Annotated in this window: 12 protein-coding genes; 7 read left to right on the forward strand and 5 right to left on the reverse strand. The window is 69.5% G+C overall.

Annotated features, from left to right (window positions below):
- Positions 1 to 564: 564 nt before the first annotated feature.
- Positions 565 to 1,215 (reverse strand): peptide-methionine (S)-S-oxide reductase MsrA, encoded by a 651-nt coding sequence (msrA, locus tag E1289_RS09400; protein ID WP_131977539.1) that lies wholly within the window; start codon positions 1,213 to 1,215, stop codon positions 565 to 567.
- Between the two features lie 520 nt (positions 1,216 to 1,735).
- Here msrA and E1289_RS09405 point away from each other — a divergent pair.
- The 7 genes from E1289_RS09405 to E1289_RS09435 all read left to right on the forward strand — a co-directional run bounded on the left by E1289_RS09405 (position 1,736) and on the right by E1289_RS09435 (position 9,743).
- Positions 1,736 to 3,052: a cytochrome P450 gene (locus tag E1289_RS09405; RefSeq protein ID WP_243712720.1), complete on the forward strand. Its 1,317-nt coding sequence runs from the start codon at positions 1,736 to 1,738 to the stop codon at positions 3,050 to 3,052.
- Between the two features lie 44 nt (positions 3,053 to 3,096).
- Entirely contained in the window at positions 3,097 to 3,972 is an 876-nt protein-coding gene (locus E1289_RS09410) for a terpene synthase family protein (RefSeq protein WP_207928881.1), read from the forward strand.
- Complete coding sequence (locus E1289_RS09415; protein ID WP_131977545.1) at positions 3,969 to 5,606, forward strand: prenyltransferase/squalene oxidase repeat-containing protein; 1,638 nt, start codon at positions 3,969 to 3,971, stop codon at positions 5,604 to 5,606. Before E1289_RS09410 ends, E1289_RS09415 begins: the two co-directional genes overlap by 4 nt.
- Before the next feature lie 205 nt (positions 5,607 to 5,811).
- Positions 5,812 to 8,292, forward strand: a complete 2,481-nt coding sequence (locus E1289_RS09420) for a nitrate- and nitrite sensing domain-containing protein (protein ID WP_131977548.1) — start codon at positions 5,812 to 5,814, stop codon at positions 8,290 to 8,292.
- Positions 8,289 to 8,714: a roadblock/LC7 domain-containing protein gene (locus tag E1289_RS09425; protein WP_131977551.1), complete on the forward strand. Its 426-nt coding sequence runs from the start codon at positions 8,289 to 8,291 to the stop codon at positions 8,712 to 8,714. The genes E1289_RS09420 and E1289_RS09425 overlap by 4 nt, the downstream gene beginning before the upstream one ends.
- Positions 8,711 to 9,133, forward strand: a complete 423-nt coding sequence (locus E1289_RS09430) for a DUF742 domain-containing protein (protein WP_131977554.1) — start codon at positions 8,711 to 8,713, stop codon at positions 9,131 to 9,133. Before E1289_RS09425 ends, E1289_RS09430 begins: the two co-directional genes overlap by 4 nt.
- Complete coding sequence (locus tag E1289_RS09435; RefSeq protein WP_131977557.1) at positions 9,114 to 9,743, forward strand: ATP/GTP-binding protein; 630 nt, start codon at positions 9,114 to 9,116, stop codon at positions 9,741 to 9,743. The genes E1289_RS09430 and E1289_RS09435 overlap by 20 nt, the downstream gene beginning before the upstream one ends.
- Before the next feature lie 89 nt (positions 9,744 to 9,832).
- On the opposite strand, the gene E1289_RS09440 is transcribed toward E1289_RS09435, so the two are convergent.
- From E1289_RS09440 to nuoL, 4 genes are all read right to left on the reverse strand, one after another.
- Positions 9,833 to 10,753, reverse strand: coding sequence for a polyprenyl synthetase family protein (locus tag E1289_RS09440; RefSeq protein ID WP_207928885.1), 921 nt, complete (start codon positions 10,751 to 10,753; stop codon positions 9,833 to 9,835).
- A gap of 133 nt (positions 10,754 to 10,886) precedes the next feature.
- Positions 10,887 to 12,485: an NADH-quinone oxidoreductase subunit NuoN gene (gene nuoN, locus E1289_RS09445; RefSeq protein WP_131977563.1), complete on the reverse strand. Its 1,599-nt coding sequence runs from the start codon at positions 12,483 to 12,485 to the stop codon at positions 10,887 to 10,889.
- Positions 12,482 to 14,062, reverse strand: a complete 1,581-nt coding sequence (locus tag E1289_RS09450) for an NADH-quinone oxidoreductase subunit M (RefSeq protein WP_131977566.1) — start codon at positions 14,060 to 14,062, stop codon at positions 12,482 to 12,484. Before E1289_RS09450 ends, nuoN begins: the two co-directional genes overlap by 4 nt.
- On the reverse strand, positions 14,059 to 15,975 hold the full coding sequence (nuoL, locus tag E1289_RS09455) for an NADH-quinone oxidoreductase subunit L (protein ID WP_131977569.1): 1,917 nt from the start codon (positions 15,973 to 15,975) through the stop codon (positions 14,059 to 14,061). The genes E1289_RS09450 and nuoL overlap by 4 nt, the downstream gene beginning before the upstream one ends.
- Position 15,976 lies beyond the last annotated feature (1 nt).

The raw sequence follows: 15,976 nt of genomic DNA on the forward strand, positions 1-15,976 counted from the left end.
CAAGACGTGTATAAGAGACAGCCATCCTGACGCCTCCACGCCCCCTCCACCCCACACCGGCGTCAAGACGGGCGATCACCGCTCACACTCAAACGGCCAGCGAGCGAATGCCATGTGGCACTAAGCGACCTGCCAAGCGGAGTCGGCCTCCCCGCAACGACAGAATGCACGTGTGGAGCGCTTCGAGACGGCAAGCATGCAGCTCATCCCAGGACAGCTGATCCGGGCCAAGGGTTCTCAGCCATCACCCCTGGGGCGTGATCACAGAAATTGTCGGTCATCCTGGCGTGGGATCGTCAATCGACATGATCGAGCAGTTCGGCGCCACGCACCGAGGAGACGACCTGCAAGCGGCGTATCCACCGGTCGGCGCTGAGATCGACGCCGTGGTTGAGCAGACGCGCAGGTTCTCTGTCCCGGCATGGGTGAGAACTCCGCCAGCGACCGGACGGCCCGGCGAGGCCGCATCGTCCTCACCAAGCTAGAGCAGTACCGAGACATCCCCGCGGTCCGCAAGGTACTCGACACGCACGCGGCCTGAGGGCCGTTCCAGCAGTTCAGCCCTTACTCGGCAGGAGCGACGCCCACGGGACAGCTCAAGCCGGTTCCGCCGATGCCGCAGTAGCCGCCTGGGTTCTTGTGGAGGTACTGCTGGTGGTAGTGCTCGGCGTAGTAGAAGTCGGTGGCCTTGGTTATCTGGGTGGTTATGGGGCCGTGGCCGGCGGTGGTGAGGACGTCTTGGTAGGCGTCGCGGGAGGCTTCGGCGGCCTTTTGTTCCAGGTCGGTTCTGTAGAAGACGGCTGAGCGGTACTGGGTGCCGACGTCGTTGCCCTGGCGCATGCCCTGGGTCGGGTCGTGGGCTTCCCAGAAGATGCGGAGCAGGTCTTCGTAGGTGATTTTCGCGGGGTCGTAGACGACGCGGACGGTTTCGGTGTGGCCCGTCTGGCCGCTGCAGACCTCTTCGTAGGTGGGGTTCGGGGTGTAGCCGCCCTCGTAGCCGGCGGCGGTGGAGATGACGCCGGGGGTCTGCCAGAACTTGCGTTCGGCGCCCCAGAAGCAGCCGAGGGCGAACTCGGCGATCTGGGCGCCCTCCGGGTAGGGGGGTGCGAGGGGGGCGTCGAGGACCTCGTGGCGCGGTGGTACCGGGATGGGCTCGTCCCTGCCGGGGAGTGCCTTCTCCGGAGAGACCATCTGGGTCTTCGCAAAGCCGAACATGCCTCCAGGTTAGCTCGCCGGGGGAAGTGATGTCCGGGAGCAGGTTGGGCCCTTTGGGGTGTTTCGGGCGGCTGGAGGCGTCCTCACCCCGACTTTACGCGTGAGGTGGGGGTTCGGGTACGGGGCTTGGGTCAGGCGTGGCGCGCAAGGCCCTGATGTAGGCCAGTTGATCGATATTTCGGCAGTTCAAATGGTCAATCCATCGAACTGGTAATCGATTCTGAGAGTACCGACAGAGGTCGAACGATCAGTCAAATCGACTCCGACTTTTACGACGCATTGCTTGTGAAGTGAGGTATGTCACGCGCAGATCGTCATATTTCCTACCAAGAGGATGCTTGTTTTCGTTAAATGATCATGTGATACTCCCCTCGAACCCGGCAAGTCCCGACAAACCTCCTAAACCGCCCGTTCATCAATGCTCTCGGGTCTCCCGCCGCCCGGACCGCTTACGTCACAACGTCAAAGGGGTCGAAAGATGGCCATCGATGTCGGCACCCGGTCCGCCCGTAAAGCACCGATGTTGTCGTTCCGGCACGTCAGGAAGGTGCTAAGGGAGCCATTGGAGACGTTCGAGCGGCTCGGGCAGGAGGCGAACGGGGAGATCACAAGGGTGAATCTCGGGGTGTCCAGACCCTATCTGTTGACCCGGCCAGAGCACGTCCAGCACGTGCTGCGGGACAACGCCGCTAACTATCCGCGCGAGGGGATGATGTGGAAGCCGCTCACCCGGCTGGTCGGGGAGATCGCGGGTGAGGGGTCCGAATGGGCGCTCAACCGGGGCATCTTCCAGCGCCTGCTGTCGGGGCCGAACATCGCCTCGGTCACCGACGAGATGGCGCGTACGATCGCCGAGGGTGTCGGGCATTTGGCCGAGCGCGCCGGCGGGGACCCTGTGGACTCCCAGGCCGAGATGACCCGCATCGTGCAGCGCGCCATCATCCGCATCTTCTTCGGCGGCCGGATCTCCCTCACCGAGGCCGACCACCTGGCCGACGCGATCAGGACCGCGACCAGGTCGATCGGGTTCCGGATGCTGCTGCCGTTCGTCCCGCTGTCGGTCCCGCTGCCGGGCGACCGGTCGTTCAAGTCCGCGGTCCGGGCGGTGGACGAGGTCATCTTCCCGCTGGTCGAGGAGGCGCGCCGGGGCGAGGCCAAGGAGCGCGACATCGTCTCCATGCTGATCGAGACCAAGGACGAGCAGGGCCGCAGCCTCAACGACCAGCAGGTCCGCGACGGCGTGGTGGCGATGTTCACCGCCGGGACGGAGACGACCGCGACGGCCCTGACCTGGTTGTGGGTGGTGCTCGACTCGCATCCGGAGATAGCGGACAGGGTCTACTCCGAGATCGACGAGGTGCTCGGAACGGAGGCGCCGGGCAGGTCGCATCTGCCGGAGCTCCGCTACACCAAGATGGTCATCCAGGAGTTGCTCCGGGTGTACTCCGTCGGGTGGGTCATCCCCCGCACCTCCGTCGCCGACGACGTCATCGACGGGGTCAAGATCAAGGGCGGCAGCACGATCCTGATCAGTCCCTACCTCACCCATCGGCTCCACGACGTTTGGCCGCATCCCGAGGTCTTCGACCCTGAGCGGTTCTCCCACAGCCGGTCGAAGGGCCGCCACCGGTTCGCCTACATGGCGTTCGGCGCGGGTGCCCACCAGTGCGTGGGGACGCTCTTCTTCACCGTTGAAGCCCAGCTGATCGCCTCAACGCTGCTCCAGCGCTTCCGTCCCGTGGTGCGGAACGAGAACCCGATCAAGCCGCAGGTGAGACTCACGTTGATCCCGAAAGAGCAGGTGCAGATCGTCCTCGAGCCGGTGGGCCGGAGTTGAGGGCGCTGGAGGTCCCCGCAGCGGGGGATGAGATCCAGCGGGCATTGGAAGCGGGTAGGACCACCGCACTGGCGGCGGACTGCCAGCGCGACCTGCAGAAATGGGCAGAGTCCTACCCCGTTCTGTTCTCCGCACGGCCCTTCGACGCCCGGCTGTACAGCACGGTCGCCCTGGCCAACGCGTTCGGCGCGCCCTGGGAGTCCCCGGACCGGCTGCGCATCGCCGTCCGCGCGTCCCTGTGGGTGTTCGCCGCCGACTGGGTCGTGGACTACATCGCCAAGACGCGCGACGAGATCGACACGGTGGTGCGGGAATGCATGGCGGTACCGGACGGAACGGCACCCGTCGCGGAAGATACCGCGCCCGCAGCCGAACTCGCCCGGTGCCTGGCCGGTATCCAGGCCGACATCGCGACGGTGCCGGCGTTCAAGGCGCACGAGCCGGTGTGGCGCGAGCAGCTCCGGCGCTACCTGACCGCGATGGCCCAGGAGTGGGAGTGGAAGACCGCCGGCGCCCACCGGGACACCGGCGGGCTTACGTTCGAGCGGTACCTGGCCAATGCCGACAACTTCGGGTCATCGCTGGTCAACATCGGTCACTGGATCTTCACGGGCGACCGGGCCACGCTCGCTCACCTCGAAGCGCTGTGGAAGGTCAGCGCGGAGGTGCAACGCGTCCTGCGCCTTCTCAACGACCTCGCCACCTATGAGCGGGACGTCACCTGGGGCGACATCAACTCGCTGATGCTCGGCGTGGATCGTGCCACGGTCACCGGCCGTATCACCGCGATCGTCAACGAGTGCCGCGAACTGCTCCGCCCGCTCCGGGACACGTGCCCCACCGAAGCCACTTATCTCGAACGGCAGATCGGCTACAGCACCGGCTTCTACGGAATCACGGACTACTGGGGGCCCCTATGACCGTGGACGACCGTGCCGTGGCCGACCTGGCGCCCGCCGATCACGGGACGCAGGCTGACGAACTGGTGAGCGGGCTCCTCCGCGAGCCATGGGGGCAGGTCTCGCCATCGATCTACGAGACCGCGCGGCTCGTGGCCCTCGCCCCCTGGCTCGGCGGGCACGCGCGGCGCGTGACCTACCTCCTGGACTCCCAGCGGCCGGACGGCGGCTGGGGCGGGCCAGGGGGATACGCGCTCGTCCCGACGCTGAGCGCGGCCGACGCGCTCCTCGCCGTGCTGCGGCGGCCGCCGAACAGTACCGGCCACGCGGTTCTGGCACGTTCCGCCGACCGTGCGCTCGGAATGCTCACTGAGCTGATCCCGGCGCTCGGCGAGGACGGCATCCCGGACATGCCCGCGGTCGAGCTGATCACCGCCTCGCTCGTCGGCTCGGTCGGCGAGCACCTACGGGCCTTGCGGGACGCGCCACCCGCGGATCTCGGGCCCTGGCCGGACCGGCCGCCGCCCTCCCTGCCCGCCGGCATGGACCGCCGAAGGCTGGACCATATGCTCGCCGCGCTGGACGCGGGCCTCGTCCTGCCCGACAAGCTGTTCCACGCGCTGGAAACGGCGGGCCCGGCCGCGTCCCGCGCCATCGGCGTCCCTCCCACCCCGACGGGGACGATCGGCGCGTCACCGGCCGCCACTGCCGCGTGGCTCGGGGAGCGGGGGCCGCGCGAGCCCGACGCCCCGGCGCGCCGGTTCCTCGAGTCGGTCGTGACCCGCCATGACGGGCCCGTTCCGTGCGGCATCCCCATCACGGTGTTCGAGCGCTCCTGGGTGATCAGCACGTTGCTGCGCGCGGGCCTTTCCCCCGCCGTGCCGGCGGAGATGGTGGCGGACCTGTCCGCCGCCGTCGGCCCGGACGGCACCCCGGCCGCCGCCGGCCTGCCCGCCGACGCCGACACCACCGCGGTGACGCTCTACACGCTGTCGCTTCTCGGGGCCGGCCGGACGCCGGACGCTCTGTGGCGGTACGAGACCGACTCTCATTTCTGTACATGGCCCGGCGAGGACGGCTATTCGGCCAGCGTGAACGCGCACGCCCTCGACGCATTCGGGCAATATCTCAGGGACGCCCGCAGGAACCCGTCCACCGAAAATCCGCGGATCGTTCACCGCTGCGCTGCGACAGTAAGAAAACTCACATCCTGGCTTCAAGATCAACAACACGGGGACGGCAGCTGGCACGACAGGTGGCATGTGTCGCCCTATTACGCGACGGCATGTAGCGCGCTGGCGCTTTCCGAGTTCGGCGGCGAGCGGGCGCGGCCGGCGGTCGCCCGGTCGGTCCGCTGGGTGCTGGCAACGCAGCGTCCGGACGGCTCGTGGGGCACCTGGCACGGCACCGCCGAAGAAACGGCGTACGCACTCCAGATACTGATGCTCGTCCGGGTTCCGGCCGGGCACGCGATCGAACGAGCGGTGGCGGACGGCTCCCGGAGTCTGCGTCGCGCCGCCGGGAGCGCGCCGCGCCCGGCGCTTTGGCATGACAAAGATCTCTATCTGCCCACGGCAGTGGTCGAGGCCGCAATCCTCGCGGCGCTTCACCTCGTCGATCGCAAGGTGCCGCCGCAGTTGGACAGGTCACACTGACCTTACGAAAGCCGCAAAACCACCAAACCAGGACATCGCGCCTGCTGTGGGCATTCACCTTGAGTCGTTATGTCGGCGTTGCTAAAGTTCTTCCCAGCCCGGAACGCTAGCCTGTTTCGGTCACGCCCCCCGCGAGTCGGGTGCTTTGGCCCCGCCGGCCCCCTGGAAACGTCCGGGAGGCTTTCTATTTTCCTGGACAGGTAAAATGCGCTTGCGTAATTCACGTGTGCGGCTCAAGGTCACGGCGCTTCTGCTGTCGCTCGTAGCACTCTGGGGATTCGCCGCGTGGGTCACGCTGCGGGACGGGTTGAACCTCCTCTCGCTCAGCACGCTCGACACGAACACCGGGCGCCCCGGTTCCGACCTGATCACGTCCCTGCAGAACGAACGCCGTGCCACCTTGGTGTACCTGGGCCGTCCGAATCCCCAGCAGCGTGCCGCACTTGACGCACAGCGCGCACGCACCGACAAGACGGTGAAGCGGTTCCGCGAACTCGCGAGCGGCGACAACGTGAAAAGGGCATCGAGCGATGTCGGCTGGAAGCGCATCACGGAGACGCTCGACCAGCTCGACACCCTCGAGCACGGGCGCAGTGCCATCGACGCCGGGACGGATCGCGCGCAGGCGGCGCAGCCCTACAACGCCCTCATCGACTCCACGTTCCGCGTCTTCCGCGCCAGCGCCGGCCTCAACGAGGACGACATCGCCCGCGACAGCGCCACCCTCATCGACCTGACCCGGGCCAGGGAGGTGCTCTCCCGCGAGGACGCCCTGCTCGCCGGTGCCTTGGCGGCTGGCCGCCTCACCGGCGCGGAGGCGGTCGAGTTCACCCGGCTCGTCGGCGCGCAGCGATTCTTCTTCGACGAGGCGGTCGCCGAACTGCCGGACTCCGACCGCGCCGGCTACGAGCGGTACCTCGCGAGCGAGGAGTACCAGCGGTTCGCGTACCTTGAGGACCAGGTAATCCAGAAGTCGCGCACGGCCGCGAAGCCGCCGATCAGCGCGGCCGACTGGAAGTCTGCCGTGGAGCCCGTCATGGAGGGGCACGACAAGCTCGTCCTGGAAGGCGGCGACCGGATCGTCGAGCGCGCCGCGCCGGTCGCGACCGGCGTGATCATCCGGCTGGCGCTGGCCGGTGGTCTCGGACTGCTGGCGGTCATCGCGTCCATCATCGTGTCGATCACCACGGCCCGCGCCCTCGTGCGGCAGCTCGAACGGCTGCGCGCCGCCGCGTGGGAGCTGGCCGAGCAGCGGCTGCCCAGCGTGGTCGAGCGGCTGGGGCACGGCGAGAAGGTGGACGTGGCCGCCGAGGCCCCCGAGCTGCGGTTCGGTGACGACGAGATCGGCCAGGTAGGCAAGGCGTTCAACCAGGTCCAGCGGACCGCGCTGGCCACCGCCGTCGAGCAGGCCGAGTTGCGGCGCGGCATCCGGGACGTCCTGCTCAGCCTGGCCCGGCGCACCCAGACCCTCGTGCATCGGCAGCTCACCATGCTGGACACCATGGAGCGGCGCCGCGACATCGAGGTCAAGGAGCTGGAGGAGCTGTTCCGGCTCGACCACCTCGCGACCCGCATGCGGCGCAACGCCGAGAACCTCATCGTGCTGTCCGGCGCGCTGCCCGCCCGCGGGTGGCGCAACTCCGTCCCGATGGTGGACGTCGTCCGCGCCGCGGTCGGCGAGGTCGAGGACTACACCCGCGTCACCGTCCTGCCGTTCGGCCCGGTCGAGCTGGCCGGACGCGCCGTCGGCGACGTCACCCACCTGCTCGCCGAGCTGATCGAGAACGCCGTGTCGTTCTCCCCGCCCGACACCGTCGTGCAGGTCGGCGGGCACCTCGTCGCCAGCGGCTTCGCCATCGACATCGAGGACCGCGGGCTCGGCATGACCGACGACAAGCTCGCCGAGATCAACGAGCGGATCGCCGACCCGCCCGACTTCAACCTGCAAAGCTCCGTGCAGCTCGGCCTGTTCGTGGTCAGCAAGCTCGCCGAGCGGTACAACGTGCAGGTCTCGCTGAAGCGCTCCGCCTACGGCGGCACGACCGCCGTGGTCGTCATCCCCCGGGACCTGATCGCCGAGCCGAGCTCGGCGCCCGTCGAGGCCGGCGCCACCACGCGGAACGGCCTGGAGGTCCGCCGTCCGGCCGCGGCCGGCGCGTCCGCGGCCGGGCGGCCGGCGGCGCAGGGTGCCGACCGCCAGGCGGCCGGCACCAGGTCGTCCGGGGCGACGGCGACGCTGTCCCCGTCGTCCACCGGCCCGCAGTCCACCGGACCCGCGCTCGTGGCCGTGCCGCCGCCCGCGTCCGAGCCGGACGGCGGCGACGCACCGGACGGCGGCGCCGCGGACCGCGCACGCTCCCAGGAGGGCGCCGCCCCCGAAGACGGCGGTGAATCCGCAACCACCGAGCCGGAGGATCAGCCACCCGTGCCCGATATCTCCACCACACCGTCCGGTCTGCCCGTCCGGGTGCCCCAGGCGAACCTGGCCGAGCCCCTGCGGGCGGGCGAATCCACCGCCGAGGAGCAGGAGGAGGAGGAGGTGGCGGACCCCGGCCGCTCTCCCGAGGAGATCCAGCGGATCATGGGTTCCTACCAGCGGGGCACCAGGCAGGGCCGCTCTGCCGCGGCCCAGGCGGAACGGCAGGAAAGGCGCGAGAACGCAGCGGAAGGCGAGGAAGATCAGTGACGCAGAAGACCGGTTCGAGCTCCGATCTGGGCTGGCTGCTGGACGATCTGGTCCACCGGCTGCCGCACACCCGCAGTGCCGTGGTGCTGTCGGCGGACGGCCTGCTGATGGCGTCCTCCGAAGGCGTGACCCAGGATGACGGGGAGCATCTGGCCGCCGTCGCCGCCGGCATCCAGAGCCTCGCCAAGGGCGCGGGCGTCCGCTTCGGCGGCGGCCCCGTCCGGCAGACGATCATCGAGATGCAGTCGGCGTTCATGCTGGTGACGGTGGCGGGCAAGGGCGCCTGCCTCGCCGTGCTCGCCGAGGAGGACGCCGACGTCGGCCTCATCGCCTACGAGATGGCGATGCTCGTCACGGCCATGGGCCACCACCTCACCTCCCCGGCCCGGTCGGAGTCGGGCGCCGAGGGAGCGGCGACATGATGCCCCCCGAGGATCCGCAGGACCACTGGCCGGACGACACGGTGCCCCCCGCCGCCCGCGGCCGGCTGCTCGACGAGCAGGCCGGCCCGATGGTGCGGCCCTACGTGATGACCAGCGGCCGCATCGAGCCGACCCGCGGCGAGTTCGACCTCATCACCCTCGTGGTGGCGGTCGGCCCCGAGCCGGAGGGCGCGATCGGCCTCGGGCCGGAGCACCTGTCCATCATCCGGCTCTGCCAGTCGGTCATGTCGGTGGCGGAGATCACCGGCCACCTCGACCTTCCCGTCGCGACCGTGCGGGTGATGCTCGGCGACCTGCTCGACAAGGGGTTCGTCTCGATGCAGGAACCGGAACCCGAAGCGGACATGCACGACATCAGGCTCTACAAGGCGGTGATCGATGGTCTCCGGGCCCTCTAGCGCCGGGGGCGGACGGCACGGCGTGCGCGCCCGCAGGCTCCCCACGGCGGTCAAGATCGTGATCGCGGGCGGATTCGGCGTCGGCAAGACCACGATGGTCGCCACGGTGTCCGAGACCCGGCCGCTGCGCACCGAGGAGGTCCTCACCGACAAGAGCGTCGGCGTCGACGACATCTCCGGTGTGGAGCGCAAGGACACCACCACCGTCGCGATGGACTTCGGCCGCATCACGATGAAGGAGGACTACGTCCTCTACCTCTTCGGCACACCGGGCCAGGAACGCTTCTGGTTCATGTGGGACGAGGTCTCCCTCGGCGCCCTCGGCGCCGTCGTCCTCGCCGACACCCGCCGCCTGTCCGACTGCTTCCCGTCGGTCGACTACTTCGAGCGCCGCAACACCCCGTTCGTCGTCGCGGTCAACTGCTTCGAGGGCGCCAAGCGCTACGACCTGGCGGAGATCCAGATGGCCCTCAACCTGGGCCCCAAGGTCCCCGTCATGCTGTGCGACGCCCGCGACCTCGCCTCCTGCAAGCAGGTCCTCATCGACCTGGTCCTGCACGCCATGAAGGTCCGCGGCCTGTCCGAAGAACCCGAACCCCAGAAGGCGTAAGAGAACGAAGCGAGGCCGTGTGCCCGCCGACTGACATCGGCGGGCACACGGCCTCGCGCAGTAGATGCGGGGGCCTCGCCGCAGCGGGACTAACCGGTTCTCGACACTACGTAGTCGCAGAGGCCGGTGAAGGCGTCGCGGGCGGGGATCTCGGGGAGGGTGAGGAGTTCGGCGCGGGCGTCCTCGGCCCAGCGGCGCAGGTCGGCGCGGGCGCGGTCCATGGCCGGATGGGCGCGGAGGAGGGCGAGGGCCTCGGCGTGGCGGGCGTCGTCCTCGGAGAGGTCCTGGACGAGGAGCTCGCGGAGGCGGGCGTCGTCCGGGCCGGAGCCGATGCCGCCGAGGACGTGGTGGATCGGGAGGGTGCGGATGCCCTCGCGCAGGTCGGTGCCGGGCGTCTTGCCGGACTCCTCGGCCTCGGAGGCGATGTCGAGGATGTCGTCGGAGAGCTGGAAGGCCACGCCGATCTTCTCGCACGCCGAGGTGATGGTGTGCACCACGTGGGAGGAGGCGCCGGAGAGCAGGGCGCCGAAGTGGCCGGAGACGGCGATGAGGGACGCCGTCTTGTCGGCGACGACCTGCAGGTAGTGCTTGAGGGGGTCGTCGTCCGGGCGGGGGCCCACGGTCTCCTGCATCTGGCCGCGGACGAGGCGGCCGAACGCGCGGGCCTGCACCCGGACGGCCTCGGGGCCGAGGTCGGCCAGCAGGTCGGACGCGCGGGCGAACAGGTAGTCGCCGGTGAGGATGGCGACCGTGTTGGTCCAGCGCTGGTTGGCCGACTCCTGGCCGCGGCGGACGGTCGCCTCGTCCATGACGTCGTCGTGGTAGAGGGTGCCGAGGTGGGTGAGCTCGACGACGACCGCCGCGGGGACGACGCCGGGCGCCGCCGGGTCGCCGAAGTGGGAGGCCAGCAGTACCAGCATCGGCCGGAACCGCTTGCCGCCCGCCTCGACCAGGTGCTGGGACGCCTCGGTGAGCAGCGCGTCGTCGCCGCGGACGCACTCCATCAGCATTTCCTCGACGGTGCCGAGGCGGCGCCTGGCGTCGGCCGCCAGGGCGGCGTCGACGGGAAGCCCGAACGGGCCGGTCTCCGCTACGGCCGGCCCGCCGGACTTCTCAGCAGATGGGTGGCTCACCCAAGACTCCCTACCGGACGAACATGTCGGTCGTGGCTTGTCCCGCAAGGTCCAGAATGGGTTGTGGGAGTACGCCGAGTACCACAGTAGCCGTCAGGCCGAGCGCGACCGCGACCGCGGTCGCCGGCCCGGCCACCACGACCGGGCCGTCCGGGTCCGGATCGCTGAAGAACATGAGGACGATCACCCGGACGTAGAAGAACGCCGCGATGGCGGAGGCGATCACGGCGACGATGACCAGCGGGGTCGCGCCCTCCTCGACCGCCGCCTTGAACACCGCGAACTTCCCGGTGAAACCGCTGGTCAGCGGGATTCCGGCGAACGCCAGCAGGAAGAAGGCGAACGTTCCGGCGACGACCGGGGAGCGCTTGCCGAGCCCCGCCCAGCGCGACAGGTGGCCGGCCTCGCCGCCCGCGTCCCGCACCATCGTGACGACGGCGAACGCGCCGACCGAGGCGAACCCGTAGGCGAGCAGGTAGAACAGGGTGCTCGACAGGCCGTTCGGCGACGTGGCGATCACACCGAGGAGCAGGAACCCCGCGTGCGCGACCGAGGAGTAGGCCAGCATCCGCTTGATGTCGGTCTGCGTGATCGCGACGATCGACCCGACGACCATTGTGAGAATGGCCACAGCCCACATGAACGGCCGCCAGTCCCACTCCAGCGTCTCGAACGCGACGTAGTAGACGCGGACGATCGCGCCGAACGCGGACACGACGGTGCACGACGCCATCAGCGCCGTGATCGGCGTGGGGGCGCCCTGGTAGACGTCCGGCTTCCACATGTGGAACGGGACGCCGCCGAGCTTGAACAGCAGCCCGACCGACAGCAGCGCGACGCCCGCGAGCAGCAGGCTCTCGTTGCCCGCGTCCCTGCCGATCTGCGCGGCGATGTCCGACAGGCGCACCGACCCGGCGTACCCGTACAGCAGCGCGATCCCGTACAGGAAGAACGCCGAGGAGAACGCGCCCAGCAGGAAGTACTTGACCGCGGCCTCCTGCGAGAGGAGGCGCCTGCGGCGGGCGAGCCCGCACAGCAGGTACAGCGGCAGCGACAGCACCTCCAGCGCCACGAACATCGTGAGCAGGTCGTTCGACGCCGGGAACATGATCATGCCGCCGACGGCGAACATCATCAGCGGGTACACCTCGGTCTGCACGGCCCCCGCCTCGGCGGTGCGCTGCTCCGCCTCGCTGCCCGGCAGGGCGGACGCCTGCGCGGCGAAGTGCCCCTCGACGGCGCCGCCCGCCCGGCCGCTGCCGCGGTCGGCGATCAGCAGGAGGCTGACCAGCGCCAGCACCAGGATGGTGCCCTGCAGGAACAGGGTCGGGCCGTCCACGCCGAGGGCGCCCTCGGCGGCGACGCTGTGCGGGTTCTCGCGCCAGCCCAGCACGATCGTCCACCCGAAGGCGCCGGCGAGGCCGAGGAACGCGATCGGCACCTGGACGAAGTAGCGCGAGCGGCGTCCGACGAACGCCTCGACGACGACGCCGAGGATGGCCGCGCCGAAGACCAGCAGCATCGGGGCGACCTGCCCGTACTCGATGTGCGGCGCGGGGATGTCACCCCCCTGCGCGAGGACCGCGCTCACGTGACTGCTGGGGCTCATGGACGGGCTCCGTTCTCGGCGACGTTACCGGTGATGTCCGGCGCCGGGTCCCGCTGGTCGACCCGGGCCAGCGTCTCGTTCACCGAAGGGTTGATCACGTGCAGTACCGGCTGCGGGAAGAAGCCCATCGCCACGATGATCGCGAGGATCGGCGCGATGACCCACTTCTCCCGCACGGACAGGTCCTTCAGGCCCGCGACGGCGGGCACGGCCGGGCCGCCCATGGTCCGCTGGTACATCCACAGGATGTAGACGGCGGCGAGCACGACCGCGATGACGGACGCGATCGCGGCCCACTGGTAGCGGCCGTACGTGCCGACGATGACGAGGAACTCCGACACGAACGGCGCCAGGCCGGGCAGCGACAGGCTCGACAGGCCGGCGATGAGGAACGACCCGGCGAGGACGGGCGCCACCTTCTGCATGCCCCCGTAGTCGGCGATCCGCGCCGACCGCCGCCGGACGATCATGAATCCGACGACCAGGAACAGCGCGCCGGTGGCGAACCCGTGGTTCACCATGTACAGCGCCGCGCCCGACTGGGCCTGCGACGTCATCGCGAAGATGCCGAGCACGATGAACCCGAAGTGGGAGATCGACGTGTAGGCGACCAGCCGCTTCATGTCGACCTGCCCGATCGCGAGGACCGCGCCGTAGATGATGCTGGCGACGGCGAACACGATCACGACCGGGGTCGCCCACCGGGCCGCGCCGGGGAACAGCTCCAGGCAGAACCGGAGCATCCCGTACGTGCCGACCTTGTCGAGGACGCCGACGAGCAGCACCAGCGCGGGCGCCGGGGACTGCTGCGCCGCGTCCGGCAGCCAGGTGTGCACCGGCGCCATCGGCGCCTTGATCGCGAACGCGATGAAGAAGCCGAGGAACAGCCACTTCGCCGTCGTCGGGTCGATGTTCAGCCGCGCCAGCTCGGCGAACATGAACGTGCCCTGGCCGAGGCCGCCCTCGGCGGCCGGCTTCGCCGACAGCGGGTAGAGCCAGATGACCGCGACGAGCATCAGCAGCCCGCCGAACAGCGAGTACAGCAGGAACTTCACCGCGGCGTAGGAGCGCTGCGCGCCGCCGTAGGACCCGATGATGAAGTACATCGGGATGAGCAGCGCCTCGAAGAAGACGTAGAAGACGAACACGTCGGTCGCCGCGAAGACGCCGATCATCGTCGCCTCAAGGGACAGCAGCAGCGCGAAGTAGGTCTTCACCGACCGCTTCGGCGGGACGTCCACCCCGCCGGACCGGTCGGCCGCGCCCCACGAGCCGAGGATGACCAGCGGGACGAGGATGACCGACAGCAGGATCAGCGTCAGCGAGACGCCGTCGACGCCGAGCGCCCAGTGGATCCCGAACTCCCTGATCCACCAGTACTTCTCTTCGAACTGGAACCGCGGCCCGCCCGCGTCGAACCCCGCCGCCATGACCCCGGTGAGGGCCGCGACGAGGAGGGACACGCCGAGCGCGACCTGCTTGACCAGTGTCTCCCGTTCGCGCGGGATGAGGCTGACCAGCACCGCGCCCACCACCGGCAGCGCGATGAGGACGCTCAGCCAGGGAAAGTCGCTCATGAAATGTTCACCACCAGGAGCGCGGCCACCACGAGCGCGGCGCCGAAGGTCATCGAAAGGGCGTAGGAGCGGGCGAAGCCGGTCTGGACGCGCCGGAGCCGGCCGGACGTGCCGCCGATGCCGGCGGCGGTGCCGTTGACGAGGCCGTCGACGCCGCGCCCGTCGAACCAGACGGCGAGCCGGGTCAGCCACTGCCCGGGACGCATCAGCAGCGACTCGTTAAGCGCGTCGCCGTAGAGGTCCTTGCGCGCCGCGACCGTGACGAACGAGCCCTTGGGCGCCTCACGCGGCACCTTCCGGCTGCCGTACTGCCGCCACGCGACGGCCACCCCGATCACCATCAGGACGAGGGCGACCGCGCCGGTCTCGGTGATCAGGGCGAAGTGGTGTTCCTTCTCGGGCGCCCCGACGACCGGCTCCAGGAAGTGGGCGAACCCGCCGAGGATGAGGAAACCGCCCGCGGCGAGCGAGCCGACCGCCAGCAGGATCAGCGGGACGGTCATGATCTTGGGCGACTCGTGCGGGTGGACGTCGTCCGCCCAGCGCTTCTCGCCGAAGAACGTCATGAACATCACCCGCGACATGTAGTACGCGGTGATGCCGGCGCCGAGCAGCGCGCACGCGCCGAGGATCGCGCCGGACGTGCCGCCCTTGTCGAACGCCGCCTCGATGATCCCTTCCTTGGTGAACCAGCCGGACAGCCCGGGGAAACCGATGATCGCGAGGTATCCGAGGCCGAACGTGGCGTAGGTGATCATCATGACCGAGCGGAGCCCGCCGTAGTGGCGCATGTTCACGTCGTCCTTCATGCCGTGCATGACGGACCCGGCGCCGAGGAACAGGCCGGCCTTGAAGAAGCCGTGCGCGATGAGGTGCGCGATCGCGAAGACGTATCCGGCCTTGCCGAGCCCGGCGGCCAGCGTCATGTAGCCGATCTGCGACATCGTCGAGCCGGCGAGGGCCTTCTTGATGTCGTCCTTGGCGCACCCGATGATCGCACCGAACAGCAGCGTCGCCGCACCGACGATCGTCACCACGAGCTGCGCGGTCTCCGACATCTCGAAGATCGGCCCGGCGCGGACGATGAGGTACACGCCGGCGGTCACCATCGTGGCGGCGTGGATGAGCGCCGACACCGGGGTCGGGCCCTCCATCGCGTCCAGGAGCCAGGACTGCAGCGGGAGCTGCGCCGACTTGCCGCACGCGCCGAGCAGGAGCAGCAGCCCGATCGCGGTGGCCGTGCCGGTGCTGAGCTGCGACGCCAGCCCCGCGTGCTCGGCGCCGGTGCCGAGCACGGCCCCGTACTCGATGGTGCCGAACGTCGCGAAGATCAGCGCGATCGCGATGATCAGCCCCATGTCGCCGACGCGGTTGACGACGAACGCCTTCTTCGCCGCGGTCGCGGCGGTCGGCTTGTACTGCCAGAACCCGATCAGGAGGTACGAGGCGAGGCCGACGCCCTCCCAGCCGATGAACATGACCAGGAAGTTGTCCCCGAGCACCAGCAGCAGCATCGCCGCGACGAACAGGTTCAGGTACGCGAAGAACCTGCGGCGCTCGGGGTCCTCGGCCATGTAGCCGATGGAGTAGACGTGGATGAGCGAGCCCACCCCGGTGATCAGCAGGACGAAGCTGATGGACAGCGGGTCCACCAGCAGGTCCATGCCGACCTTGAACGCGCCGACGTCGATGAAGTCCCACAGGTGCACGGTGCGCCGCCGCTCGTCGGCGGCGTAGCCGAGCATCTGGGCGAACATCGCGAGGCCCACCGCGAACGAGGCCACCGACATGGCGACACCGAGCAGGTGTCCCCACCGGTCGGTGCGCCTCCCCCCGAGCAGGAGGATCGCGGCGCCCGCGAGCGGGAGCGCTATGAGGAGCCAGGACGCGGCCTGGATGCCTTCCGCTTTCATC

Origin of the sequence: Actinomadura sp. 6K520, assembly GCF_004349245.1 — a bacterium.
Classification (GTDB): domain Bacteria; phylum Actinomycetota; class Actinomycetes; order Streptosporangiales; family Streptosporangiaceae; genus Spirillospora.